General features: G+C 74.5%; 22 protein-coding genes. 16 read left to right on the forward strand and 6 right to left on the reverse strand.

Going from position 1 to position 23,639, the window contains the following annotated elements; translation table 11 throughout:
- Nucleotides 1-3: 3 nt before the first annotated feature.
- Nucleotides 4-1,440 carry a gamma-aminobutyraldehyde dehydrogenase gene (locus SM577_RS15590; RefSeq protein ID WP_302918118.1) on the reverse strand — a complete coding sequence of 479 codons (1,437 nt, stop codon included), beginning with the start codon at nt 1,438-1,440 and terminating at the stop codon, nt 4-6.
- Between the two features lie 145 nt (nt 1,441-1,585).
- On the opposite strand from SM577_RS15590, the gene SM577_RS15595 reads away from it, so the two are divergent.
- The gene (locus SM577_RS15595) at nt 1,586-3,025 is read left to right on the forward strand and encodes an aldehyde dehydrogenase family protein (protein WP_474587177.1); all 1,440 of its coding nucleotides are present in this window, start codon (nt 1,586-1,588) and stop codon (nt 3,023-3,025) included.
- A gap of 1 nt (nt 3,026) precedes the next feature.
- On the opposite strand, the gene SM577_RS15600 is transcribed toward SM577_RS15595, so the two are convergent.
- Nucleotides 3,027-4,259, reverse strand: a complete 1,233-nt coding sequence (locus tag SM577_RS15600; protein ID WP_474587178.1) for an SUKH-3 domain-containing protein — start codon at nt 4,257-4,259, stop codon at nt 3,027-3,029.
- Between the two features lie 79 nt (nt 4,260-4,338).
- Here SM577_RS15600 and SM577_RS15605 point away from each other — a divergent pair, with 79 nt between their 5' ends.
- The 15 genes from SM577_RS15605 to ahcY all read left to right on the forward strand — a co-directional run bounded on the left by SM577_RS15605 (nt 4,339) and on the right by ahcY (nt 20,391).
- The gene (locus tag SM577_RS15605) at nt 4,339-4,752 is read left to right on the forward strand and encodes a YbaB/EbfC family nucleoid-associated protein (RefSeq protein WP_474587179.1); all 414 of its coding nucleotides are present in this window, start codon (nt 4,339-4,341) and stop codon (nt 4,750-4,752) included.
- On the forward strand, nt 4,752-5,078 hold the full coding sequence (locus SM577_RS15610) for a hypothetical protein (RefSeq protein WP_474587180.1): 327 nt from the start codon (nt 4,752-4,754) through the stop codon (nt 5,076-5,078). The genes SM577_RS15605 and SM577_RS15610 overlap by 1 nt, the downstream gene beginning before the upstream one ends.
- Before the next feature lie 19 nt (nt 5,079-5,097).
- Nucleotides 5,098-9,267 (forward strand): toxin glutamine deamidase domain-containing protein, encoded by a 4,170-nt coding sequence (locus tag SM577_RS15615; RefSeq protein WP_474587181.1) that lies wholly within the window; start codon nt 5,098-5,100, stop codon nt 9,265-9,267.
- Nucleotides 9,233-9,532, forward strand: a complete 300-nt coding sequence (locus SM577_RS15620) for a hypothetical protein (RefSeq protein ID WP_474587182.1) — start codon at nt 9,233-9,235, stop codon at nt 9,530-9,532. Before SM577_RS15615 ends, SM577_RS15620 begins: the two co-directional genes overlap by 35 nt.
- A 120-nt stretch (nt 9,533-9,652) precedes the next feature.
- Nucleotides 9,653-9,946 (forward strand): hypothetical protein, encoded by a 294-nt coding sequence (locus SM577_RS15625; RefSeq protein WP_474587183.1) that lies wholly within the window; start codon nt 9,653-9,655, stop codon nt 9,944-9,946.
- The gene (locus SM577_RS15630) at nt 9,919-10,245 is read left to right on the forward strand and encodes a mycothiol transferase (RefSeq protein ID WP_474587253.1); all 327 of its coding nucleotides are present in this window, start codon (nt 9,919-9,921) and stop codon (nt 10,243-10,245) included. Before SM577_RS15625 ends, SM577_RS15630 begins: the two co-directional genes overlap by 28 nt.
- Before the next feature lie 399 nt (nt 10,246-10,644).
- Entirely contained in the window at nt 10,645-10,779 is a 135-nt protein-coding gene (locus tag SM577_RS15635) for a hypothetical protein (protein ID WP_474587184.1), read from the forward strand.
- A 302-nt stretch (nt 10,780-11,081) separates the two neighbouring features.
- Entirely contained in the window at nt 11,082-11,741 is a 660-nt protein-coding gene (nfi, locus tag SM577_RS15640) for a deoxyribonuclease V (RefSeq protein ID WP_474587185.1), read from the forward strand.
- Between the two features lie 207 nt (nt 11,742-11,948).
- Nucleotides 11,949-13,385, forward strand: a complete 1,437-nt coding sequence (locus SM577_RS15645) for a hypothetical protein (RefSeq protein WP_474587186.1) — start codon at nt 11,949-11,951, stop codon at nt 13,383-13,385.
- A gap of 68 nt (nt 13,386-13,453) precedes the next feature.
- Entirely contained in the window at nt 13,454-14,839 is a 1,386-nt protein-coding gene (locus SM577_RS15650; RefSeq protein WP_302918109.1) for a phosphomannomutase/phosphoglucomutase, read from the forward strand.
- A 62-nt stretch (nt 14,840-14,901) separates the two neighbouring features.
- A complete protein-coding gene (locus SM577_RS15655; protein ID WP_302918108.1) occupies nt 14,902-15,084 on the forward strand; it encodes a Trm112 family protein in 183 nt (60 codons plus the stop codon).
- Entirely contained in the window at nt 15,081-16,277 is a 1,197-nt protein-coding gene (locus SM577_RS15660) for an SIS domain-containing protein (RefSeq protein ID WP_302918107.1), read from the forward strand. The genes SM577_RS15655 and SM577_RS15660 overlap by 4 nt, the downstream gene beginning before the upstream one ends.
- Nucleotides 16,278-16,353: 76 nt before the next feature.
- A complete protein-coding gene (locus tag SM577_RS15665; RefSeq protein WP_474587187.1) occupies nt 16,354-17,361 on the forward strand; it encodes a cation diffusion facilitator family transporter in 1,008 nt (335 codons plus the stop codon).
- Between the two features lie 2 nt (nt 17,362-17,363).
- Nucleotides 17,364-18,527, forward strand: coding sequence for a mannose-6-phosphate isomerase, class I (manA, locus tag SM577_RS15670; RefSeq protein WP_474587188.1), 1,164 nt, complete (start codon nt 17,364-17,366; stop codon nt 18,525-18,527).
- 364 nt (nt 18,528-18,891) lie between these two features.
- Entirely contained in the window at nt 18,892-20,391 is a 1,500-nt protein-coding gene (gene ahcY, locus SM577_RS15675; protein WP_474587189.1) for an adenosylhomocysteinase, read from the forward strand.
- Nucleotides 20,392-20,583: 192 nt separating this feature from the next.
- On the opposite strand, the gene SM577_RS15680 is transcribed toward ahcY, so the two are convergent.
- The 4 genes from SM577_RS15680 to SM577_RS15695 all read right to left on the reverse strand — a co-directional run bounded on the left by SM577_RS15680 (nt 20,584) and on the right by SM577_RS15695 (nt 23,627).
- A complete protein-coding gene (locus SM577_RS15680) occupies nt 20,584-20,736 on the reverse strand; it encodes a hypothetical protein (RefSeq protein WP_302918103.1) in 153 nt (50 codons plus the stop codon).
- Nucleotides 20,733-21,605: a hypothetical protein gene (locus SM577_RS15685; RefSeq protein ID WP_474587190.1), complete on the reverse strand. Its 873-nt coding sequence runs from the start codon at nt 21,603-21,605 to the stop codon at nt 20,733-20,735. Before SM577_RS15685 ends, SM577_RS15680 begins: the two co-directional genes overlap by 4 nt.
- Nucleotides 21,606-21,660: 55 nt before the next feature.
- A complete protein-coding gene (locus SM577_RS15690) occupies nt 21,661-22,107 on the reverse strand; it encodes a hypothetical protein (protein WP_302918101.1) in 447 nt (148 codons plus the stop codon).
- Nucleotides 22,108-22,478: 371 nt separating this feature from the next.
- On the reverse strand, nt 22,479-23,627 hold the full coding sequence (locus SM577_RS15695) for an RDD family protein (RefSeq protein WP_474587191.1): 1,149 nt from the start codon (nt 23,625-23,627) through the stop codon (nt 22,479-22,481).
- Nucleotides 23,628-23,639: the final 12 nt, after the last annotated feature.

A 23,639-nucleotide genomic window follows, 5' to 3' on the forward strand; every position in this document is an offset into this window, starting at 1 on the left:
GGGTCAGCCCTCGATGTTGTGCATGACGTGCTTGATCCGGGTGTAGTCCTCCAGGCTGTAGACCGAGAGGTCCTTGCCGTGCCCGGAGTGCTTGAAGCCGCCGTGCGGCATCTCGGAGATGAACGGGATGTGCGTGTTGACCCAGACGCAGCCGAAGTCGAGCCGGCGGGTCATCCGCATCGCCCGGCCGTGGTCCCGGGTCCAGACCGAGGCGGACAGGCCGTACTCGACGCCGTTGGCCCAGCGCACCGCCTCGTCCTCGTCGGTGAACCGCTGCACGGTGATGACCGGCCCGAACACCTCGTCCTGGATGATCTCGTCCTGCTGGCGCAGGCCGGAGACCACGGTCGGGGCGTAGAAGTAGCCGCGCTCGCCGAGCGGCGAGCCGCCGGTCTCGACGTTCGCGTGGTCCGGTAGCCGGTCCACGAAGCCACGGACCCGGGCCAGCTGGTTGGCGTTGTTCAGCGGACCGTAGAGCACGTCCTCGTCGTCCGGGGCGCCGGTCCTGGTATTGCGGGCCTGCTCGGTGAGGGCCGCGACGAAGTCGTCGTGGATGCCGGGGCCGGCGAGCACCCGGGTCGCCGCCGTGCAGTCCTGCCCGGCGTTGAAGTAGCCGCCGACCGCGATCGCCTCGGCCGCCGCCGCCACGTCGGCGTCGTCGAAGAGCACCACCGGCGCCTTGCCGCCCAGCTCCAGGTGGGTCCGCTTGAGGTCCGGCGCGGCCGCGGCGGCCACCTCCATGCCCGCCCGGGTCGAGCCGGTGATCGACACCAGCTGCGGGGTCGGGTGCGAGACGAGGGTACGACCGGTGTCCCGGTCGCCGCAGACCACGTTGAACACCCCCGGCGGGAAGAACTCGGCGGCGATCTCCGCCAGCAGCAGCGTGGACACCGGGGTGGTGTCGGACGGCTTGAGCACCACCGTGTTGCCGGCGGCCAGCGCCGGGGCGATCTTCCAGACCGCCATCATCAGCGGATAGTTCCAGGGCGTCACCTGGGCGCAGACGCCGATCGGCTCGCGCCGCACGTACGAGGTGTGGCCGGCCAGGTACTCGCCGGCCGAGCGCCCCTCCAGCAGCCGGGCCGCGCCGGCGAAGAACCGGAACTCGTCCACCGCCGGCGGCAGCTCCTCGTCGGCGGTGAGCTGGCGCGGCTTGCCGGTGTTGCGCACCTCCGCGTCGACCAGTTCGGCCGCCCGGGCCTCGACCGCGTCGGCGAGCTTGAGCAACGCCTTCTGCCGTTCCGCCGGGGTGGCGTCCCGCCAGCCCTCGAACGCGTCGGCGGCGGCCTTCATCGCCGCGTCGACGTCGGCGGCTCCGGAGACCGGGGCCTGCGCGAAGACCTCACCGGTGCAGGGGTCGATCAGGTCGGCGTAGCCGCCGTCCACCGGCTCGACGTACTCGCCGTTGACGAAGTTGCGCAGCTTCTGCTGGTCACTCATGACTCGATCTCTCCGAAGGGGGGCCGGGGGTGCGGGTCTGCGGCGGTAATCGCAGTCTGTGTGCCATCTTCGCTACTGAATTCGCGGCAGACAAGGGTTAACGCGACTGTTTCCGTCGGCAGGTTGGTCGTCTAGGCTGCTCAGCGTGGAGCCCGTTGCCTTCTATGTCGCCGGCCGTCCCGCCCACGGCGAGGGCGAGCTGACCGTGCACCACCCGTACGACGGGCGGGCTGTCGGTCGTACCACCCAGGCCACGCCCGACCAGGTCGAGGCCGCCGTCGCGGCGGCGGCCGAGGTGGCCGCGGCGGCCGCGGCCCTGCCCGCGCACGCCCGAGCGGCGGCCCTGGACCACGTCTCCCGGCGGCTCGCCGAGCGGGCCGACGAGGTGGCCCGGCTGATCACCGCCGAGAACGGCAAGCCGCTGAAGTGGGCCCGGGCCGAGGTGGGGCGGGCGGTCTCCACGTTCCGCTGGGCCGCCGAGGAGGCCCGGCGGTTCTCCGGCGAGCTGCAACGGCTCGACACCGACCCCGCCGCCACCGGGCGGATCGCCCTGGTGCGGCGGGTGCCGAAGGGCCCGGTGCTCGGCATCGCGCCGTTCAACTTCCCGCTCAACCTGGTCGCGCACAAGGTCGCGCCGGCCATCGCGGTGGGCGCGCCGATCGTCGTGAAGCCGGCCCCGGCCACCCCGCTGTCGGCCCTGCTGCTCGGCGAGCTGCTCGCCGAGACCGAGCTGCCGGCCGGGATGTTCTCGGTGCTGCCGCTGCCCAACGAGCGGGCCGCCGAACTCGTCGCCGACCCGCGGCTGCCGGTGGTGTCGTTCACCGGCTCCGGGCCGGTCGGCGCGGCGATCCGCCGGTCGGTGCCCGACAAGCACGTCACCCTGGAACTGGGCGGCAACGCCGCCGCGGTGATCTGCGAGGACTGGAACAGCGACGAGGATCTGACCTTCGCGGCGCACCGGATCGCCACCTTCGCCAACTACCAGGCCGGGCAGTCGTGCATCGCCGTGCAGCGGGTCTACGTGCACGAGTGGCTCTACGACGGTTTCCTGCCCCGGCTGCTCGCCGCGGTGCAGGAGTTGCGCACCGGCGACCCGTCCGACGAGCTGACCGACGTCGGGCCGCTGGTGTCCGAGGACGCCGCGCGCCGGGTCGAGGCGTGGGTGGACGAGGCGGTCGCGGCGGGCGCCACCATCGAGGTGGGCGGCCGGCGCGAGGGGGCGACCTACCCGCCGACCGTGCTGTCCGGGGTGCCGGCGGACGCCAAGGTCAGCGCCGAGGAGGTGTTCGGGCCGGTGCTGGTGGTCGCCCGGGTCGAGCACGACGAGGCCGCGTTCGCCGCGGTCAACGACTCGGCGTACGGGTTGCAGGCCGGCGTCTTCACGCACAGCCTCCAGACGGCCTTCCGCGCCGGCCGGACGCTGGAGGTGGGCGGGGTGATCGTCGGCGACGTGCCGTCGTACCGGGCCGACCAGATGCCGTACGGCGGGGTGAAGGGCAGCGGCGTCGGGCGCGAGGGGCTGCGCAGCGCGATGGAGGACTACACCGAGCCGCGGGTCATGGTGCTGACCGGGGTGACCCTCTAGCTCACCAGGTGCCGTCCTCGCGGACCCGGGCCGGGGCGCGCCCGAGCAGCAGGGTGGTCAGCGCCGCGTCGATGTCGGCGCCGAGGAACCACTCACCGGCCTGGTCGAGCGCGAAGATCCGGCCGTGCTCGTCGACGGCGATGATGCTGTCCTGCCGCTCGGTGCCGATCGGGAAGAGCCGCGCGCCGAGCACGGCGGCGAAGTCGGCCAGCGTGTCGGCGGTGTGCGCGACCTGGCGCGGGCGGATGTCGAACCGGGAGATCCACACCTGTTCGCCCGGACCGCGCCGCGCGCCGACCAGGCTGGGGAACTCGGTGAGGGTCGAGGTGGCGGCCGGGAAGGCGGCGTGGCGGTGGGCCCGGCCGCGCACCGCGCTGACGTCCCGGACGGCCGAGGCGGCGACGATCATGTCGCCCTCGTGCGGGCGCCAGCCGGCCGCCACGAGAGCCTGCGCGACGTCGGGTGGAAAGCGACCCGGTTCCGGATCCGGCTGCGGCTCGGGACGCCACGGCACGGTGTAGCCCCGCTCGGACCAGGGCAGGATGTTGAACTCGACCAGCGCGTCCACGCAGGAGTCGCAGGGACGGTCGGCGGGGCCGCCGTGCGGGTCGCCCGGCTCCCGCACCCGGAACACCTCGAACCGGGCCGAGCGCAGCAGATCCCGCGCCTCGGCCGTGCCCATCGGGGCGATGCCCTCGGCGGCCCGGCGGTGGTCGTACTCGTGCAGCACGTCGGAGACGACGACGAGTTCGGCGTGCCGGTCGGCGCCGCGGACCAGATGACCGGGCGGTAGGCCGTCCAGGTAGCGCCGGACCAGCGGGTGGTGGTGGAGCGTGAGGTCGCCCTTGGCGCCCCGGGCGGTGAAGATCCGGCCGTCGATCGTCAGGTGCGCGGCCGTGTCCGGGGTGGGGATCCGGCGGATCTCGCGGCGCAGCCGGCCGGCCGGGTCGACGGTGCGCGGGGCGGCCGGCCCGGTCGCCCGGCTGCGCCGGTACATCTCCGCCACCGCCGGCACCGGCACCCGGGGCCAGGTGCTGATCTCGCCGGTCTCCTTGTCGACCACGGTGGTCGGCAGGTCGCCCGGCACGGTGCGCGCCGCCAGCGCCACTGTGGACGTGATGACGTAGCCGAGGTCGAACTCGTCGACCGTCGGGGTGCACTCGTATCCCAGTCGCTGTGAGTCGCGACGCGCCCACACCGCGGCGAGCTGCTCGGCCTGATGACGGTCGATCACCCCTGCGAACCTACCGGACAACGCGATTCCGTGGCAGCCGGTATGGTTCGCCCTACTGACGGTGACGGGGAGGCCGGCGTTGGCAGAGAGCGTGGACCGCGACGCCAACCGTGCGCTGCGGGCACGGTTCGACGAGGTGTACGGGCAGTACCGACGGCTGCGGTCCGGTCTGGACGAGCTGCAGGCCAAGCTCGCCGACCTGCGGATCACCCGGCACTCCGACGACGGCCAGGTCACCGCGACCGTCGGCGCCCGGGGCGAGCTGATCGCGGTGGAGCTGAGTCCGGCGGTCTACCGCGACCGGGACGCGGCCGGGCTGGGCCGGAAGATCACCGAGACCGTGCACCGGGCCAGCACGGCGGCCGTGGCCGCCACCCAGGAACTGGTGGCCGGCTACCTGCCCGCCGGCTCCGGGTCGCTCGACTTCGTGCGTACCGGTGACTTCGGGGCGCTGCTCGGCCGGGGCGACGCCGCGCTGCGCGGGGAGCGGTGATGGCCGGCCAGCTCTGGCTCGACCCGCAGCGGGCCCGGCGCGGCGGCGCCGACCTGACCCGCGCGGGCGAGGCGGTGACCGCGCGCCGCGAGCGGCTCGGTGGGGCGATCGCGGCGGCCAGCGCGCAGCGGCCCTGGGGCCGGGACGACCTCGGGGCCGCGTTCGAGCAGCGGTACCGCGGGTTCGAGGAGACGGTGCTGCGCGCCTGGGCGGGTGTCGGGCGCCAGCTGACCGGGCTGGGTGCCGACGTGGTCGGTTCGGTCGAGGCCAACCTGGCGGCCGACGCGGCCGCCGCCGGCCGGCTGGACCGGCCGCACCAGCGCTGATCCCCTCCTGGAGAGCCGGATGAGTCTGTTACCGAGTCCCGTCCCGCACCCGCTCGACTACTCGCCCTGGGAGCTGCCCGGTTGGGTCTACGAGGCCCTGGACTGGGTGGTCGGGGTGGAGTGGCCGGAGGGGAACGAGCGGGCGGTCTGGGACCTGGCCGACCAGTGGTACGCGGTGGCCGCCGCCCTCGCCGGGCCGCGGGCCGACGCGGTCGCCGCCGCGACCGAGGTGCGCGACGGCTACGGCGGCGTCGGTGCCGTCGCGGCCGCGTTCGACACCGCCTGGCGCCGGGTGGCCGAGGGGGACGACGCCCCGCTGCCGGTGCTGCTGGCGATCAGCGCCGACCTGGGCCGCCTGGTGGAGGAGTGCGGCTGCGACATCGAGGCCGCCAAGCTCGAGGTCTGGATCGAGCTGGGCATCCTGGTGGTCGAGCTGCTCACGCTGGCCGTCGCCACCGTGCTCACCGCCGGTGCGGCATCGCCGGCCGCCGGGGCGGCGATCACCGCCAGCCGGCTGATCGTGCAGCGGATCTTCCAGCGGCTGATGGGTCAGCTGGCCCGCAAGTCGCTGCGGCAGGGGCTCCAGGAGGCCGGCGAACGGGCCGCCAAGGAGGTCGCCCGGGACGGCGCCCGAGGGCTGGCCCGGCGCGCCGCGCTCGGCGGGCTGGCCGAGGCGGGGGAGGAGTCGGGGGTCAACCTCGCCATCCAGGCGTACCAGAACACGACCGGCCGCCGGCACGGCCTGGACGTCGCCGACCTGGGCGCCTCGGCGGTCGGCGGCCTGGCCGGCGGGGCGGTGGCGCCGCTGGCCGGGCTGGGCCGGCACGCCAGCGGGCCCGCGGCGCGGGTCGGCGAGCACCTGACCCGGGAGATGGCCGGTGAGGTGCTGGCCGAGCAGGCCGCCAGCCTGGCCACCGGCCAGGGCCTCACGTCGGTCGAGGACGCCGCGCGCGCCGCCGTCTCGGGGGCGCGCGGCTCGGTCACCGGGCAGGCGGACGCGGCGCTGCGGAGCCGGCTGGACGGGCAGTTGAGCGCGCTGGCCGGGGCGGCGGGAAGCCTGCCCACCCCTGCCGCCCGGCTCGACGCGGAGCCCTCGGCGCCTCCGGTGCCCGCGCTCCCGGCGGAGGGGGTGGTTCCGGCGCAGCGGAGCGGGTCGGGGGTCGAGACGGTGTCGTCCCCGGCGCCGGCGGCCGATCTCGCTCGCTCCGCCGACCAGAGCCCTTCGGCTGCCGACGCGGGCGGTGCCGCGCCGGCTACGTCGGCGTCCGGTGGGGCCGGCGCTTCCGTGGCGGACGGCGCTCGCTTCGCCGGCAGCCCGACCGTGGACGGTGCTCCGTCCCAGGCCGGTCCGGCCCTGTCGGCGGCCGCGCCGGCCCAGCCGGCGGCCGGGGCGCTGACCGGTGGTTCGGTGGCGTCGGGTGCGGACGCGGGGGGCGGCGCCGGCCTGCCGGCGACGGGCGGTCCGGCGTCGACCATGCCCGGTAGCGGGTCGAGCGGCGTGGCGACCGCTGGGCCGGTGTCCGCCGCGGCGGGCGTGACTGCCGCCGGGAGCGGGTTGAGCGGCGTGGCGACGACCGGTCCGTCTCCTGCTGAGGGTGCGACCACGGCAGGTGGCGGGGCGAGTCGCGCGGCGGCGACCGGTCCGGTGTCTCCTGCGGCGGGCGTGCCCACCGCCGGCGGCGGGTCGACTGGCGTGGCGGCGACCGGTGCGGCGGGCGTGCCTACGGCGGGCAGTGGGTCGAGCGGCGGGGCAGCGAACGGTCCGTTGTCCGCGGCGGCGAGCGTTACCACGGTGGGCGGCGGGGCGACGGCGCGGCCGGCGCCACCGGCGGCGGGTGTGCCCACGCCCGGCGGCGAGGCGCATCGGTCCCTGCCGCCGAGCGCCGGGGCCGTCACCCTCCCGACGCCGGCGGCCGGCGGCACCATCGACCCGGGACCGCCGGCACCGACCACCCGGTTCCCCCTGCTCGCCGCGCTCGCTCCGGTGCGACCACCGACGCACGCCGGCCCCGCCGCGCCGGAGCACGGCGGTCCGCCCCGGCCGGGCCCTGCCGACCGGCGGGCCGAACGGTGGACCATCGACCGGGAGGCGTTCGAGCGGCGCCGGTACCGGGGCTACTACGAGTCCCAACGGGCCTGGTTCGAGGAGAAGCGCCGGCTGGACGAGGCGGCGCGACTGCGGGCCCGGACGGAGGAACACCACCAGCGGGCGCGGGACTACACCATCCAGGCCCGTCGGCTGGACCACGCGGGCCAGCCGTACCTGGCCGACAGGTGGCAGCGCTACGCCGACGACGAAACCCGGGCGTACGGGGAGTGCCTGGACCTCGCGGACGAGGTGCTGGCCGGCACCGCCGTACCGTCGGTGGTGGGCGTGCACGACCCGCTGGACTTCCGTCGGATCAACGACGACGTGGGTGATCTCGCCGTCGGGGCGGTCGAGACGGCCGACCGGTCGGCCCTCACCGGCGACGACGACCCACCGCCGATCGACCGGTCCCGCCACTACGGCCGCCCGGGCGGGCTGCGCCCGCCGCTGGCGTTGCACCAGACCGACGTCGAGCGGCGGATGCCCCGTGAGCCGGACGGCAGCGTCACCCGCACCGCCGATCCGCGGCGGGGCGACTGGTTCCGGCTGCTGAACGACGGCGGACCGGCCGCCGACCCGACCCGCGGCATCAACTGCCTCGACTGCACCCTGTCCCTCTTCGACACCTGGGTGCACGGGCGGCCCCGGGTGTCGGCTCCCCGTACCTTCGACGCCTACCGGGACGGCGACGTCACCCGCCCGCTGGACGGTGAACGCGACGGCGTCGGGCGGATCGAGGACGTCACCGGCGGTCGCTTCCAGCGGCTGTGCCAGCCCGGCAGCGCGATGACGGCCGGCGAGCGGCGGCACGCCATGGAGACCGGCTACCGGAACCTCCACGACCAGCTGATCCTCGGCGGCCACGGCAGCTTCGCCTTCGTCATCAACAGCTGGGAACAGGGCGGATCCCACATCTGGGTGGCCCTCAACCAGCACGGGACGGTGCTCTACCTCGACCCGCAGACCGGCCGGATCGGCGACCAGCCGCTGTACCGGCACTCGGGCGCCCCGCATCCGCGTAACGCGGTGGACGCCGACATCCTCGTCCTCGGCCCGGACGGCCGGCCGATGCCGATGGCCGGGTTGCGCCGGGGACGGTTCAGCGCCCGGCCCGACCTGCCGCAATACCCGCCGGCCGTGAACGACGAGGGGTACGGCGAGCCGTACGTCAACCGCATGCACCTGCTGGACGGCCCCGGCGCGCTCCCCGCGGGAGGCGAGCGACCCGACGCATCGGATCACCGAGACAGCGAAGACCCACGCGGCGGAGAGTTGCCGCTGTCAGCCGCGGAGCGGTCGGTATTGAGCGCCGTACGGGATCGGGCGCTCGCCGAGGCGGACGACGTGGAGGCCGTTCTCGACACGGTGGGCGTGCGGGTGACGGAAAGCCTCCAGCCGGCGGCGTCCATCCGGCTGACGGGCCAGAAGTTCCGGGTCAAGAGCTTCGAGTCGTTGGCGCGTAAGTACCTGGACGAAGCGCAGGTCGTCGGAGTGTCGGTGGAGGACTTCGCCGGCGAGGTGAACGACGTCCTCAGGTTCACGTTCACTCTGCCCTCTGGAGCGCGATATGTGGATGCTGCCGTCGCTGTGCTGGATCAGCTGGCGCGCCTAGGTTTCCGAGTCGACGGGTGCAAGAACTTCTGGAAGCCCGGGAACCGCTTCTACGGACTCAACTGCACGCTGATCTCGCCAGGTGGGGTCACCTTCGAGCTCCAGCTGCACACCGACTCCTCCAGGGACGTCTGGCTCCGAACTCACCGTGCCTACGAGGTTCTTCGGCGGACCGCAGAGGCCGCCGAACGGCGGGTCGCGGCCTTCCTGCAGATGCTGGCCGCAAACCGTCATGGTGGGCTGCCGAATAAAGTACCTCCTGGCCTGCATGAAACCTTCCCGGCCAAGGACACCAGCTTCGTTAAGTGGATCTTGACCAACGGAGCGCTGTGGCGAGAGTATCGGCGCTACCTCGACGGGCAGGGACGGAGCTTCGGGGAGATCGTTGCCGAGTACGGGTTGACGTCTGATGACTTCCCGATTGCGCGAGAGTTCGCGTCGAAGCTGGAGAGAGATGATGTTGACCTACTACGTCGTCTACCGCACTGAGGCAAAGACCGAGCCCGCAGGCATCTTCGTCATGGACGTGGCCACGGGCGCCGCCGTCCTGTGGAACCACCGCAGCCGAGGGTGGTCCTACGATCCCGGCCTCGTGGTGCGATTCCTTGACGATCCGAGGAACGTCGACCGGTACGAGGTCGTCGACCGGATCACACTTGAAGGCCTGGTGGAAACCATCACGGGAGGTTCTCCGCTTCCGGACGAGCGCGCTCTCGAATCGATGGTGGAGCAGGGGCAAGGATCGGTCGGCTGACGCCCCGAGCAGGTGCGCCACGTTGGGTGCGGTCTCGGGCGCCTTTGGGCGCCGAGCAGCCGTCTGCCTCGACACCAAACCTGGTTGCGGCTGGGCCCTGGCTTGGTCAGGGTCGCTGTCATGGCTGACTCGCCCACCGCCCGCGACACCCCCGCCGATCGGCCCGACCGGAACTTCGCCTGGTCGAACATGTTCGTGCACCCCGACGACGATCCGCGCTCGGAGGGTGGCTTCGACGACGAGCGCACGATCCTCGTGCAGTACCTGCGTGACCAGCGCCTGACGCTGGAACTCAAGTGCGCCGGCCTGGACGCCGAGGGGCTGGCCCGCCGGGCGTACCGCCGTCGACGCTGTCGCTGCTCGGCCTGGTGCGGCACCTGGCCGAGGTGGAGCGCGGCTGGTTCCGGCGGGTGATGGCCGGCGAGGACGCACCGAAGATCTACCGCTCCGACACCGACCGTGACCTGGACTTCAACGGGGCGGTGGCCGACCCGGAGGTGGTCGCCGAGGCATGGCGGAACTGGCGGGTCGAGGTGGCGTACGCCGAGCGGCTGGTTGCCGAGGCGCCCGACCTCGGCGTCAAGGGCCGCCAGCGGGACGGCAGTGAGATCTCGCTGCGCGAGCTGCTGGTGCACATGATCGAGGAGTACGCCCGGCACAACGGTCACGCCGACCTGCTCCGCGAGCTTATCGACGGTCGCGTCGGCCAGTAGGGGCGCGGGGCCTCGCGGACGGGCACGCGGACCGGACCGGGCCGCCGTGTCCGGTTGACCGTCCTCGTCGGGCATCCGGCTGCCGGGCCGGAATACGCTCAGGCGATGGCGCAGAAGGACGAGCGGCCGACCCCAGCAGAGCCACCACGACCGGACGGACCGTCAGCGCTGGCGGACTCGCCGAGGCCGGCCGGACCACCGGACCCGGTCGAACCGCCGCGGCCGGACGGGCCGCCGCCAACGGACGGGCCGGCGGATCCGACCGAGCCGTCCCGGCCTGACGGCCCGCCGACGCTCGCCGGGCCGCGGACGCAGGACGGGCCGTCGAAGTCGGAGGGTTCGTCGGCGCAGGGCGGGTCGAATTTCTGGGCCTGGCTGGTCGGGATGATGCTCGGCTTGGTGATCGGCCTGCTGACGCTGGGCGGCGCCGGCGGTGTCGCGTTCGGCATCGCCATCGGGATCGCCTTCGCGCTCGCGCTCGGCGCCACCTCCCGCAACCGCGGCGACGAGCAGGAGCCGGACAAGACCTCATGACGGGCCGCCAGGGTAGTGATCGACACGAGATCCCGGATATGGCGGTGTCCAGACGGTCGGGATACCGCAATATCCGGGAACCGGAGTGGATCACCCCGCCGGCCCCGCCGCCCGCGCCGGCCTCGCCGGCCCCGCCGCCCGCGCCGGCCTCGCCGCCCGCGCCGACCCCGCAGGCCGCGCCGACTCCGTCGCCGGCCGGGCCGACTCCGCAGGCCGGGCCGGCTCCACCGCCGGCCGGGCCGGCCCCGCCGCCGGCCGGGCCGACCCCGCCGACCGCGCCCGGCGCGCCGGGCGGGGTCAGCGTGCCGGGGAGTGTGGCGGAGGCGGTGGCCGTACAGGATCGGCTGCGGACGCTGGTGGATCTGGTCGGGCCGGGGCCCGCCGCGCCCGCGACGGTGGCCGGCCTCGACGTCGCGTACGCCGAGAGCGGCGACCGGCTCGCGGCGGCCGTCACGGTGCTGGACGCCCGGACCCTGGCCGTGGTGGAGAGCGCGGTCGTCGTCGGCCGGCCGGCGTTCGGGTACGTGCCGGGGCTGTTCGCCTTCCGCGAGTTGCCTGCCCTGCTCGACGCGCTGGACCGGCTGGCCACCCGCCCGGAACTGCTGGTCTGCGACGGGCACGGGCTGGCCCACCCGCGACGGTTCGGGCTGGCCTGCCACCTGGGCGTGGTGACCGGGCTGCCGGCGATCGGGGTGGGCAAGACGCCGCTGGTCGGCGAGTGGACGCCGCCGGCTGACGTCCGGGGTGCCTGGTCGCCGCTGCACGAAGGCGGCGAGGTGGTCGGGCGGGTGCTGCGGACCCGGACCGGGGTGAAGCCGGTCTTCGTCAGTGTCGGCCACCGGATGAGTCTCGACAATGCCACCGCCCGGGTGCTGGCCCTGACCCCGCGCTTCCGGCTGCCGGAGACCACCCGGACCGCCGACCGGCTCTGCCGCGAGGCCCTGGCCGCCGCGTCGCCGTGACGTCCCGCCCCAGCGGCCAGGACCGCGACCTGCCCCGCCGGCGTCGACAGTGAGCGCCGGCAGGGCCGCCGCGACCTGGGCTTCGGTGTCGCAGTTGGTGGGTAATACGGCACACATCTGGGGCGCTCTATGACCAGGGGCTGTCCGGCCCTGGTAGTAGCCTGACCGACGGTCCCCCGCTCCCGGGGGAGGAACGGCGAGGTGATCATGGCGGTGCGTCGGCACGCGGTGCGGGTGGTGACGGTCGGCGCGTTGCTGGGCGGCCTGGTGGCGCTCGGCGGGTCGCCGGCGCTGGCCGACGACGACCAGGTCCGGGTGCGCTCCGCGGGCAGCTTCACCGCCGGTGGTTCGGCCGAGGGCGTCTCGATGGAGGTACGCCGGCGCAAGGACGGCTGTGTGCTGCTGCGTACCGCGCTCGGGCTGCGCCTCGCCGGTGTCCGGGCCGACCAGGTGCGCGTGCAGGTCGGCTACAACGGCCAGTGGTTCCCGGTGCCGCTGGGCGGCGGCGCGGGCAGCGTGGCCAGCACGACCACCTCGCCGCCGAACCCGCGGCTGTGCAAGGGCAAGAGCATCACCGTGCGCTACCGGGTGGCGTTCACCGCCGCAGCGCCGAGCGGCCGGCTCACGGTCACCGCCGAGGCGACCAATGCCATGGGCCAACTGCTGGGCCGTGGTTCGGCCGCCTCCCGGGTGGTCGGCGGTCGCGCCACCGCGTCGCCGACGCCGTCGAAGAAGCCGTCGCCCACCCCGAGCGCGGTGGCCGCCGAGGAGAACGTCGAGGACGTCACGCCCGTGGCCGCGCTCGCCAATCCGGCCGGCAACACCTCGAACGCGGCCGAGGGGTCGTCGGGCTTCGGCTCCGTGGTGATGTTCTTCGGCATCGCCATGGTGGCCGTCGGGATCCTGCTCATCGTGCTGCTGTTCCGCCGCTCCCGCGCCGACAAGGAACAGGTCGACGCCGTGCCGCCGGTCCCGCTGCCGGGCAACCCCGGCGGCACCACCTACCGCTCCGCGCAGGGCCCGGCCGCCGCCCCGGTCCGACCCGGCCAGGTGTACGGCCAGCAGCCGCCGGCCCCCGGCGCGGTGTACGGCGGCCCGTCCGCCCCGCGTCCCACCGGCGGCGTCTACGGCGCACGGCCGACCCCCGAGGCGACCCAGGTGATGCCCGGCCGGCACGCCGCCCCCACTCCGCCGGTCCCCGGTTCGCCCGCCGCCCCCTTCGGCTCGCCAGCCGCGCCGGTCTCCGGTTCGCCCGCCCCGCCCTCTGGCTCGCCCGCCGCGCACTCCGGACCGCCGACGGAGCGCTGGGCGCCGGCCTCGCCGGTCTCCGGTTCTCCGGCGGACGGCTGGGCGCCGGCCGCGCCGGTCTCCGGTTCTCCGGCGGACGGCCGGGCGCCGACCTCGCCGGTCTCCGGTCCGCCGACGGAGCGCTGGGCGCCGACCTCGCCGGTCTCCGGTCCGCCGAGCCGGCCGGTCTCGCCGCCGGCCGAGCCGTGGGCCGGCCGGGCGGAGCAGCCCGCGCCCCGGCAGCCCGGAGCGTCGCCGGCCGAGCCGACCTCCGCGCCTCCCGGGCAGCCCGGCACCCCGCCCGAGGCCGAGGGCGGGGGCGACCACACCGTCTTCATGCCCCGGCTACCCGGCTGAGCCGGGCGGCGCGGTGACCCTCCGATACGCTCAGGCCGTCGATGACGAGCGGCCGAGGAGTGGAACCGGTGTCTGATCTGTCCCAGATCGTGAAGGCTTACGACGTCCGTGGGACGGTGCCTGACCAGTGGGACGAGCGTGTCGCCGAGGCGCTCGGGGCGGCCTTCACCCAGGTGCTCAACGGCTCCGGTGAGCCGGGCGAGGCCGTCCTCATCGCGCACGACATGCGCGCCACCGGGCCCGGCCTGGCCGCCGCCTTCGCCGCCGGCGTACGCGCCGAGGGGCGCACGGTCATCGAGTTGGGGCTCTCCTCCACCGACATGCTCTACTACGCCTCCGGCTCGCTGAACCTGCCGGGCGCGATGTTCACCGCCAGCCACAACCCGGCCCAGTACAACGGCATCAAGATGTGCCGTTCCGGCGCCCGCCCGATCGGGCAGGACAGCGGGCTGGCCGAGATCCGCGACCGGGCGCAGGCCCGGCTCGACAAGGGTGAGTCCGCTCCGGCCGGCGAGCCGGCCGCCCCGGCCGAGCGGCGCGACCTGCTTCCGGACTACGCGGCGTACCTGCGCAAGTTGGTCGACCTCTCCGGTATCCGGCCGCTGAAGGTGGTCGTCGACGCCGGCAACGGGATGGGCGGTTACACAGTCCCGACGGTGCTCGGCGACGCCGCCCTGCCGGCGCTGCCGCTGGAGATCGTGCCGCTCTACTTCGAACTCGACGGCACCTTCCCCAACCACGAGGCCAACCCGCTCGACCCGGCCAACCTGGTCGACCTCCAGCGGGCGGTGGTCGAGCACGGCGCGGAGATCGGGCTCGCCTTCGACGGTGACGCCGACCGCTGCTTCGTGGTGGACGAGCGCGGCGAGCCGGTCTCGCCCTCGGCGATCACCGCCCTGGTCGCGGCCCGCGAGCTGGCCAAGCACCCCGGCGCCACGGTGATCCACAATCTGATCACCTCCAGCGCGGTGCCGGAGATCATCCGCGAGCACGGCGGTGAGCCGGTGGTGGCCCGGGTCGGCCACTCGTTCATTAAGGCCGAGATGGCCCGCACCAACGCCATCTTCGGCGGCGAGCACTCGGCGCACTACTACTTCCGGGACTTCTGGTTCGCCGACACCGGCATGCTGGCCGCCATGCACACGCTCGCCGCGCTCGGCGAGCAGTCGCAGCCGCTCTCCGTGCTGGCCAGCGAGTACGAGCGGTACGTCGCCTCGGGTGAGATCAACTCCACGGTGTCCGACCAGGCGGCGAAGGTCGCCGAGGTGCGGGCCGCGTACCCGGACGCGGAGGCCGACGAACTGGACGGGCTCACCCTGCGCTTCCCGGACGGCGCCTGGTTCAACCTGCGTGCCTCCAACACCGAGCCGCTGCTGCGGCTGAACGTCGAGGCCCCCACCACGGAGCGGATGATCGCCCTCCGTGACGAGGTGCTCGACCGGGTTCGCCGATAAGATCGCCTGCGCCGGTCGGCACCGCCGTCCGGTCATGCCGCACACGTGGAAGGAGCCGCGCCGTGGCCCTGGACCCGCAGTTGCTGGAAATCCTCGCCTGCCCGGACACGCACCACGCCCCGCTCGACTACGACGCGCAGGCGCAGACGCTGACCTGCACCGAGTGCGGCCGGATCTTCGAGGTCCGCGACGACGTGCCGGTGCTGCTGCTGGACGAGGCGCGCCGCCCCACGGAGCAGTCGTGATCGACGGTACGGCCGGGGTCAGCGGCCAGCGCGACGCCGACGAGGCACTGCTCGACGACCCGGAGACGCTCGCCGAGCGCGACCCGGGCGGCATGCTGCGGCACACCGCGTCCGCCGGGGCGCAGGTCCGCGAGTCCGCGGCCCTGGCCGCCGAGGCGAACCTCCAGGTACTCGCCGACGAGGGGCGGCCCCGGGCGGTGGTGATCGCCGGCATCGGCACCGCCGGTCGTACCGGTGACGTGCTCGCCACGGTCGCCGGGCCGCGCTGCCCGGTGCCGGTCATCCCGCACCGCAGCGCCGGCGTGCCCGGTTGGGTGGGCGCCGCCGACGTGGTGATCGCGGTCAGCGCCTCCGGTCGCAGCCCCGAGGCGCTCGGCGCCGCCGAGGCCGCGCACCGCCGGGGCGCCCGGCTGGTCGCCGTCGGCGCGCCGGACTCGCAGTTGCAGTCGGTGGCCGAGCGGGCCCGCGCCCCGTTCATCCCGGTGCCGCGCCGCGCGCCGGCCCGGGCCAGCCTCTGGGCGCTCACCGTGCCGGTCCTGCTGGCCGCCCGTACGCTCGGCCTGGTCAAGGTCAACGAGGCGGACCTGGCGGAGACCGCGGCCCGGTTGGACGCGGACGCCGACCGGTGCCGGCCCACCGCGGAGTCCTTCGTCAACCCGGCGAAGTCCCTCGCGCTCGGCCTGGCCGGCTCGATCCCGATCGTGTGGGGGTCGTCGCCGCTGGCCACCGTCGCGGCCCGCCGGTTCGGTGACACGCTCTCCGCCAACGCCCGCTACCCGGTGGTCAGCGGGGCCCTCGGCGAGGCCGGCCGGGGTCGGGTCGGCCTGCTCGACGGTGTCTTCGGCGGGCTGGTCGAGGGGGCGCGGGACATCTTCGCCGACCCGGACGAGAGCGCTGGCGATGCCACCCGGCTGCGCCTGGTGCTGCTGCGCGACGGCGGTCTCAACCCCGAGGACGACGCCGACGAGCCGCTCGCCGTCGAGGAGCGCCGCGCGGAGGCGGTGCAGACCCTCGCCGAGCGGCGCGGGGTGCGCTGCGACGTGGTGACCGCCGAGGGCGGATCGGCGCTGGAGCGGCTCGCGTCGCTGATCGCGGTGCCCGACTTCGCCTCGATCTACCTCGCCCTCGCGCACGGACTGGACCCGATGGCGGTGCCCGCCATCACCGAGATGAAGGAGCTGGCAAACCAGTGAGCGAACGCAGTGAGCGAGCCATCCGGCTCAGCAGCGTGGCGCCGCGCGCCGCCGCGCAGCGGAGCGGAGCGGCGGCGTGAGCGCCAACGGTGGGACGAAGGCGATCGTCGCCGCCCTGCTGGCCAACGTCGGCATCGCGATCACCAAGTTCATCGCGTTCCTGCTGACCGCCTCGTCGTCGATGCTGGCCGAGTCGATCCACTCGGTCGCCGACTCCGGCAACCAGGCGCTGCTGCTGCTCGGCGGGCGGCGGGCCAAGCGGGCCGCCACCCCGCAGCACCCGTTCGGCTACGGCCGGGAGCGCTACATCTACGCGTTCATCGTGTCCATCGTGCTGTTCAGCGTCGGTGGCCTCTTCGCGCTCTACGAGGCGTGGCACAAGTGGTCGGACCCGCACCCGATCGAGGAGTGGCAGTGGGTTCCGGTGACCGTGCTGGTGGTCGCGATCATCATGGAGTCGTTCTCGTTCCGTACCGCCATCAAGGAGTCCAACCACGTCCGGGGCAACCAGTCCTGGGTGCACTTCGTCCGCCGGGCCAAGGCCCCGGAACTGCCGGTCGTGCTGCTGGAGGACCTCGGCGCGCTGGTCGGTCTGATCTTCGCGCTCTTCGGCGTCACCATGACGCTGATCACCCACAACGGCGAGTGGGACGCGATCGGCACCGCGATGATCGGCATCCTGCTGGTCGTGATCGCGATCGTGCTGGCCATCGAGACCAAGAGCCTGCTGCTCGGTGAGGGCGCCGAGGCGCACGACGTCGCCGCTATCGAGAAGGCGATCACCGACGGTCCCGAGGTCGAGCGGATCATCCACATGAAGACGCTCTACCTGGGCCCGGAGGAACTGATGGTCGCCGCGAAGATCGGCGTGCCGGCGTGCGACAACGCCGAGGAACTGGCCCGGGGCATCAACATCGTGGAGAACCGGATCCGCGCCGCCGTGCCGATCGCCCGGGTCATCTACCTCGAGCCGGACATCTACAGCGCCGCCGCCGCGCAGGCGGGCACCGGCGCGGTGGCGCACACCGCCGTGCCCCAGCCGGAGACCGAGCCGGACGAGGCCGCCGGGCGGCCCGGAAGCTGACCGTGGAACCGCTGTACGGGCCGATCAAGGACTACGCCTGGGGCTCCCGCTCGGCGCTCGCCGAGCTCCAGGGGCGCCCGGCGCCCGCCGACGGCCCCGAGGCCGAGCTGTGGCTGGGCGCCCACCCGGGCGCCCCGGCCACTGTCGACCGCGACGGCGCCCGGGTCAGCCTGGCCGAGCTGCTGCGCGCCGAGCCGGGGCACTGGCTCGGCGCGCGGGTGGTCGACCGGTTCGGCGCCCGGTTGCCGTTCCTGCTCAAGGTGCTCGCGGCCGACGCGCCGCTGAGCCTGCAGGCGCACCCGGACGCCGCGCAGGCCCGCGCCGGCCACGCCGCCGACGCGCTCCGCACCGACGGGCACCGCAACTACGTGGACCCGTACCACAAGCCGGAGCTGCTGGTCGCGCTCTCGCCGTTCGAGGCGCTCTGCGGCTTCCGGGACCCGGTGGTGTCGGCCGCCGCGCTGGCCGCGTTCGGCGTACGTGAGCTGGAGCCGGTGGTGGCCGCGCTGCGCACCGGGCCGGCGGGCCTGCGCGACGCGGTGGAGCTGCTGCTCACCTGGCCGCGCGCGGAGTGCGACGAGCTGCTGGCGGCCGTACGGGGCTCCGGGGTCACCGGGCCGGACGCGGAGCTGGCCCGTGACCTAACCACCGCCTACCCGGGCGATCCCGGCGCGCTGGTCGCGCTGCTGCTCAACCGGGTGCGGCTGGCGCCGGGCGAGGGGATCTGGATGCCGGCCGGCAACCTGCACGCCTACCTGCGCGGCACCGGCGTGGAGATCATGGCGGCCAGTGACAACGTGCTGCGCGGCGGCTTGACGCCCAAGCACGTGGACGTGCCCGAGCTGCTCCGGGTGCTGCGGTTCGAGGTGCTGGCCGACCCGGTGGTCACGCCGCGGGTGGTGGCACCGGGGGTGGTGTGCTGGCCGGTCCCGGTGGACGACTTCGCGCTGCACCGGGTGACCGTGGACCAGGAGGTGCCCGAGGTGACGCTGACGCTGACCGGGCCCCGGGTGGTGCTCTGCTGCGGTGGCGAACTGGTGGTGGACGACGGCTCGGGCGCGGTGAAGCTGGAGCCGGGCCGGGCCGCTGTCGGGTCCGCTGCCGGCGGGCCGCTGGTGGTCACCGGCGCGGGCCACGCGTACGTGGCGACCGCCGGTCAGCGCTGAGCGGTCCGCCCGCTCCGCTGAATGCCGGCTGGCGGTTGCCGGCGGCGAACAGCGCTGCGGCAAGTCCGACTTTCCCGAAATAGCTTGACGCAGTGCTCGCCCAGTGTGACTCTATGAGTGCGCAGCGTTATCGCGACGACGGTCCGAGAACGCGCGGGGGAACCAAACCGGGGGGATGCACGGGGCGGCCGGCGAGTGGACGGAAAGTCCGTCCATGACCGACCGCCCCGTGCGCTGTCCACCGGCGTCCCCGTCGGGCCCACCCCGACCGCCCCTGGCCGCTGTCCGCCGGCCGCCCCCTGCGCCGTCCACCGACGCGCGTAAGGTGGGAGGTCGCGCAGGACAACGTTCGACAGGAGCTTTCATGACCAGCACCCTCCCGGCGTCCGCCAGCGGCACGCCGTCCGAGGCCCGGCCGCGCACCCTCGCCGAGGGCGACTACAAGGTGGCGGATCTGTCGCTCGCCGAGTTCGGGCGCAAGGAGATTCGCCTCGCCGAGCATGAGATGCCGGGTCTGATGGCGATTCGTCGTGAGTTCGCCGAGGCGCAGCCGCTTGCCGGGGCCCGGATCACCGGCTCGCTGCACATGACCATTCAGACCGCCGTCCTGATCGAGACGTTGGTGGCGTTGGGTGCGCAGGTGCGGTGGGCGTCGTGCAACATTTTCTCCACGCAGGATCACGCGGCCGCGGCGATCGTGGTCGGCCCGGACGGCACGCCGGAGGCGCCGGCGGGTGTGCCGGTGTACGCCTGGAAGGGCGAAAGCCTGGAGGAGTACTGGTGGTGCACCGAGCAGGTGTTGACCTGGCCGGACGGTCAGGGCCCGAACATGATCCTGGACGATGGTGGTGACGCCACGCTGCTGGTGCACAAGGGTGCGGAGTATGAGAAGGCGGGTGTGGTGCCGCCGGTGGAGTCGGCGGACTCGGAGGAGTTCGCGGTCATCCTCGGCCTGCTGCACCGGTCGCTGGCGGAGGACGGTCAGCGGTGGACGCGGATCGCGTCGGGGATCAAGGGGGTGACGGAGGAGACCACCACGGGTGTGCACCGGTTGTACGAGATGCACCGGTCCGGGACGCTGTTGTTCCCGGCGATCAACGTGAACGACTCGGTGACGAAGAGCAAGTTCGACAACAAGTATGGTTGCCGGCACTCGTTGATCGACGGGATCAACCGGGCCACCGATGTGCTGATCGGTGGGAAGATGGCCGTGGTGATGGGCTACGGCGACGTGGGTAAGGGCTGCGCGGAGTCGTTGCGGGGTCAGGGTGCGCGGGTGGTGGTGACCGAGGTCGACCCGATCTGCGCGTTGCAGGCGGCGATGGACGGCTACCAGGTCGCGACGTTGGATGACGTGGTGGAGCAGGCGGACATCTTCATCACCGCGACCGGCTGTTTCAACGTGATCACCAACGAGCACATGGCGCGGATGAAGCACCAGGCGATCGTGGGCAACATCGGTCACTTCGACAACGAGATCGACATGGCCGGGTTGGCCAAGCGTTCGGACGTGACCCGGGAGAACATCAAGCCGCAGGTCGACCTGTGGCGCTTCGACGACGGGCACGCGATCATCGTTTTGTCCGAGGGTCGGCTGCTGAACCTGGGCAACGCCACCGGGCATCCCAGCTTCGTGATGTCCAACTCGTTCGCCAACCAGACCATCGCCCAGATCGAGTTGTACACCAAGACCGACGAGTACCCGATCGGCGTGTACGTGCTGCCCAAGCACCTCGACGAGAAGGTCGCCCGCCTGCACCTGGACGCCCTCGGCGCCAAACTCACCCAACTCACCAAGGAACAGGCCGCCTACCTCGGCGTCTCGGTGGAGGGCCCGTTCAAGCCGGAGCACTACCGCTACTGATCCGACGCACTCGGCGACCGGGCCGGCCGCACCCGCGGCCGGCCCGGTCCGTCGTTCCGGCCGGACACCGCCGGTCCCGTCCGATGCCGGCGACCGGCTCGACCCGGGGGGGTGCCCGTGCGTGCCCGGCTCGACCCCGTGGTACCCGTCAGCGTCCGGCTCGCCCCGTGGTGCCCGCCAGCGTCCGGCTGGTCAGCGCGGGTCGCGGCGGGTGGGGCGGACCCACGTCCACACGCACCAGGCGAGCCAGGCCAGCGACACGACGGTGGCCAGCGTCCGCAGCCGGAGCGCGCTGAGCAGCAGCACCACGGCCAGCACCGCCAGCCACGGCCCGAACGCCCTCACGCCCGCCACCGGCCACGCACCAGCCGCCGCACCAGCGGCGGCGCGACCCACGACCAGACGCAGAACAGCAGCCAGGCCAGCCCGAACAGGCCGGCGAGCAGGTCCAGCCCGGCCAGGTTGAGCAGCACGATCACGCCCACCGCGATCAGCCAGGTGCGCAGGATGCCGAGCCGGTAGAGCGGGCGCAGCGGCAGCAGCAGCGGATGGGTGTACACCCGGGACTCCCAGGCCGCGTCGGCGTAGTCGGCGTCGGTCGGATCGTGCGCCACCGCCTGGCCGAACGAGCGGTGCGCCGCGTCCACCCGGCCCCGCTGGGCCGCGGCGGCACCGTGCAGCGCGAGCGCCACCGGATGGCCGGGCCAGGCGCCGAGGAACTCCCGGGCCACCCGCTCGGCCGCCCGGTCGTCGCCCCGGGCGTACGCCAGTTGGAAGCGGGAGGCGAAGACCGGCGGCGCCTCCGGGGCCAGCGCGGCGGCCCGGGTCACCAGCCGCTCCGCCTTGTCGGTCTGCCCCACCGCGCTGCACAGGTCGGCGTACTGGCAGAGCAGCCAGGGGTTCTGCGGCTCGATCGCCAGCCCGTCGAGCAGCGCCCGTTCCGCCGGGGCGTACTCGTCGAGGTGGCGCAGGGCGAGGCCGAGCCGGCCGAGCAGTTCCGCGTCCGGGCCGGTCTCGGCGAGACCCTGCCGGGCGACCGTGGCCACCTCCGCCCAGCGGTCCAGCTCGGACAGCGCGGCGGCGCGCAGCCGGAACGCGGCCACGTCGGTGGCCAGCGCGGCGGGCAGCCGGCTCAGCTCGGCCAGGGCCTGCTCGGCCCGGTTGAGTTCCAGCAGCTGGGCGGCCCGCATCAGCACCGCCTCCGGGGCGCTCACGCCGGTACCCCGGCGCCCGCCGGGCCACCGTGCGGCGCCGTCGTGATCCGCTCGCTCATGCGGCGGCCAGCAGGACGATCAGCAGGGCCTCGGCGACCCCGAGCAGCAGCACCGCGGCGATGCCGGGCAGCCAGAGCGACGCCGGCTCACCACCGCGCAGCTCGTACGCCCGGAACCGGCCCTTCTGGGTGACCGAGACGACCAGCCAGACCAGGGCGCCGGCCAGCGCGCCGATCAGCCGGACGGGCCGGTCCGCCGAGCCGGAGAAGACCGTCAGGGTGACCGCCACCCGGGCGGCCAGCGCGGCGATCCCGGCGCCGGCCACCGCCAGCCGGGCCCGGCCGGGCAGGCCCAACCGGGCCGCGTTGACCAGGGCGAGCACGGTGACCGCCGTCGGGCCGCCGAAGACGGCGGGGAAGAGCAACGACTGGGGACGCCACGGCGGGCGCCGCGCTTCGTACGCCGCCGGGGCGATGGTGGGGGTGAACAGGTCGTCGGCCACGGGTCGTCCTGTCTGCGGTAGGGGCAGGCCGGATACTGCCACACCCGGCCCGTCCAGGCGGACCGCCCGTCGGGCGGGAGCCAGCGGGCCGCCGAGGCACCGCCCCCGTCGAGGCGTTGCCCGCCCGGGGCGGTGTTGCCCGGCGGGGCGCGGTGTTGCCCGGCCGGAGCGCGGCCGGCGCGGCGTTGTCCGGCCGGGGCGGGGCCGGGGCGGCGGTGTCCGGCCGGAGCCCGACCAGCGCGGTGTTGCCCGGCCGGGGCGTCGACCGGCGGAGCGTTGCCCGGCGGGCGCGGCCGGGGCGGTGTTGTCCGGCCGGGGCGCGGCCGTGGCGGCGTTGCCAGGCCGAGGCGTCGACCGGCGAGCGGCGGTGGTCAGCGGTCGGGACGGTCTCCGGGCGCCGTCGCCGGTCGTACCGTGGGCGGGCCGGCCTGCGCCGGCACGGCCACCGGCGCCGCGCCGGGCGCCGCCGGCCGGACGGCCGCCGCCGGTGCGACGACCGAGGGCGTCGACCCAGCGCCGGCCGTGGCCAGGAAGGCGGCACCGGCCGCAGAGGACCCGACGGCCGGGGAAACGGCGCCGGCGGCCGGCGCGGCGGCGGTGGGGGCCGGGGAAACGGCGCTGGTGGCCGGGGAGGTGGCGGTGGGGGCCGGTGGGGTGGCCGGGCCGGGCAGCAGCTCCGGCCAGAGCGCCGCGGTGACCGCCCGTCCCCGGGCCAGCCGCAGCCGCGCCCGGCGGTGCCGCTCACCGAGCACCGCCGCCAGGTAGACCGTCGCCGGCAGGTTGGGCGGCGGGGGTGGGGTGATCACCGCCGCGACCTCGGCCCACAGGCCACGGGCCAGCCGGTCCCGCGCCGGCTCGGCCAACTGGTGCACCCGGGCCAGGTACTGCCGCGCGGCCAGCGCCAGACCGTCGTCGAGCCGGCTCAGGTCCAGCGTGTGCGCCCAGCCGACCAGCGCCGGCACCGAGGTCGGCACCGGCCGCCAGATGATCGCCGACCGGGTGTGCACGACCATCGTGCCGGCCACCAGGTCGCCCAGCCGCCGGCCGTGCCGGTCGGTCAGCATCACCGTCACGCCCGCCACCCAGCTCAGCAGCGGCAGCACCAGCCCGGGCCACTCCACCGCGACGCCGACCAGCGCGCGGGTCAGTGACTGCCGGACGCCGACCGGCGCGCCGTCGGCGCTGACCACCCGCAACCCGACGGCCATCTTGCCGGGCGTCCGGCCGTGGTTGAACCGTTCGAAGAGCACCGGGTAGCCGACCAGCACGGACACCAGCGCGACGGTGCCGACGGCGTTGCTCAGCGCCGCGTCCACCAGGCGCATCGGCAGCGCGGCGAGCACGATGCCGACCAGCATGGCCAGGACCAGCGCGAGCAGCAGTTGGGTCACCACGTCGAGCAGCAGCGCCAGCGCGCGGGAGCCGATCCGGGCGACCCGCACGTCCAGCGCCACGGCCTCTCCGCTGACCAGTCCGGCGTCACCCCAGCCCGGGGCCGGCGGTCGTGGTTGCGCGCTCACCCCGACAGTGAA

It is taken from the genome of Micromonospora desertarenae (assembly GCF_056150265.1).

Excerpts from the sequence above, each read along its gene's own strand:
- SM577_RS15590 (WP_302918118.1), bottom strand. The coding sequence starts at position 1,440 with ATGAGTGACCAGCAGAAGCTGCGCAACTTCGTCAACGGCGAGTACGTC.
- SM577_RS15610 (WP_474587180.1), top strand. The coding sequence starts at position 4,752 with ATGGCCGGCCAGCTCTGGCTCGACCCGCAGCGGGCCCGGCGCGGCGGC.
- SM577_RS15615 (WP_474587181.1), top strand. The coding sequence starts at position 5,098 with ATGAGTCTGTTACCGAGTCCCGTCCCGCACCCGCTCGACTACTCGCCC.
- SM577_RS15620 (WP_474587182.1), top strand. The coding sequence starts at position 9,233 with ATGATGTTGACCTACTACGTCGTCTACCGCACTGAGGCAAAGACCGAG.
- SM577_RS15625 (WP_474587183.1), top strand. The coding sequence starts at position 9,653 with ATGGCTGACTCGCCCACCGCCCGCGACACCCCCGCCGATCGGCCCGAC.
- SM577_RS15645 (WP_474587186.1), top strand. The coding sequence starts at position 11,949 with ATGGCGGTGCGTCGGCACGCGGTGCGGGTGGTGACGGTCGGCGCGTTG.
- ahcY (WP_474587189.1), top strand. The coding sequence starts at position 18,892 with ATGACCAGCACCCTCCCGGCGTCCGCCAGCGGCACGCCGTCCGAGGCC.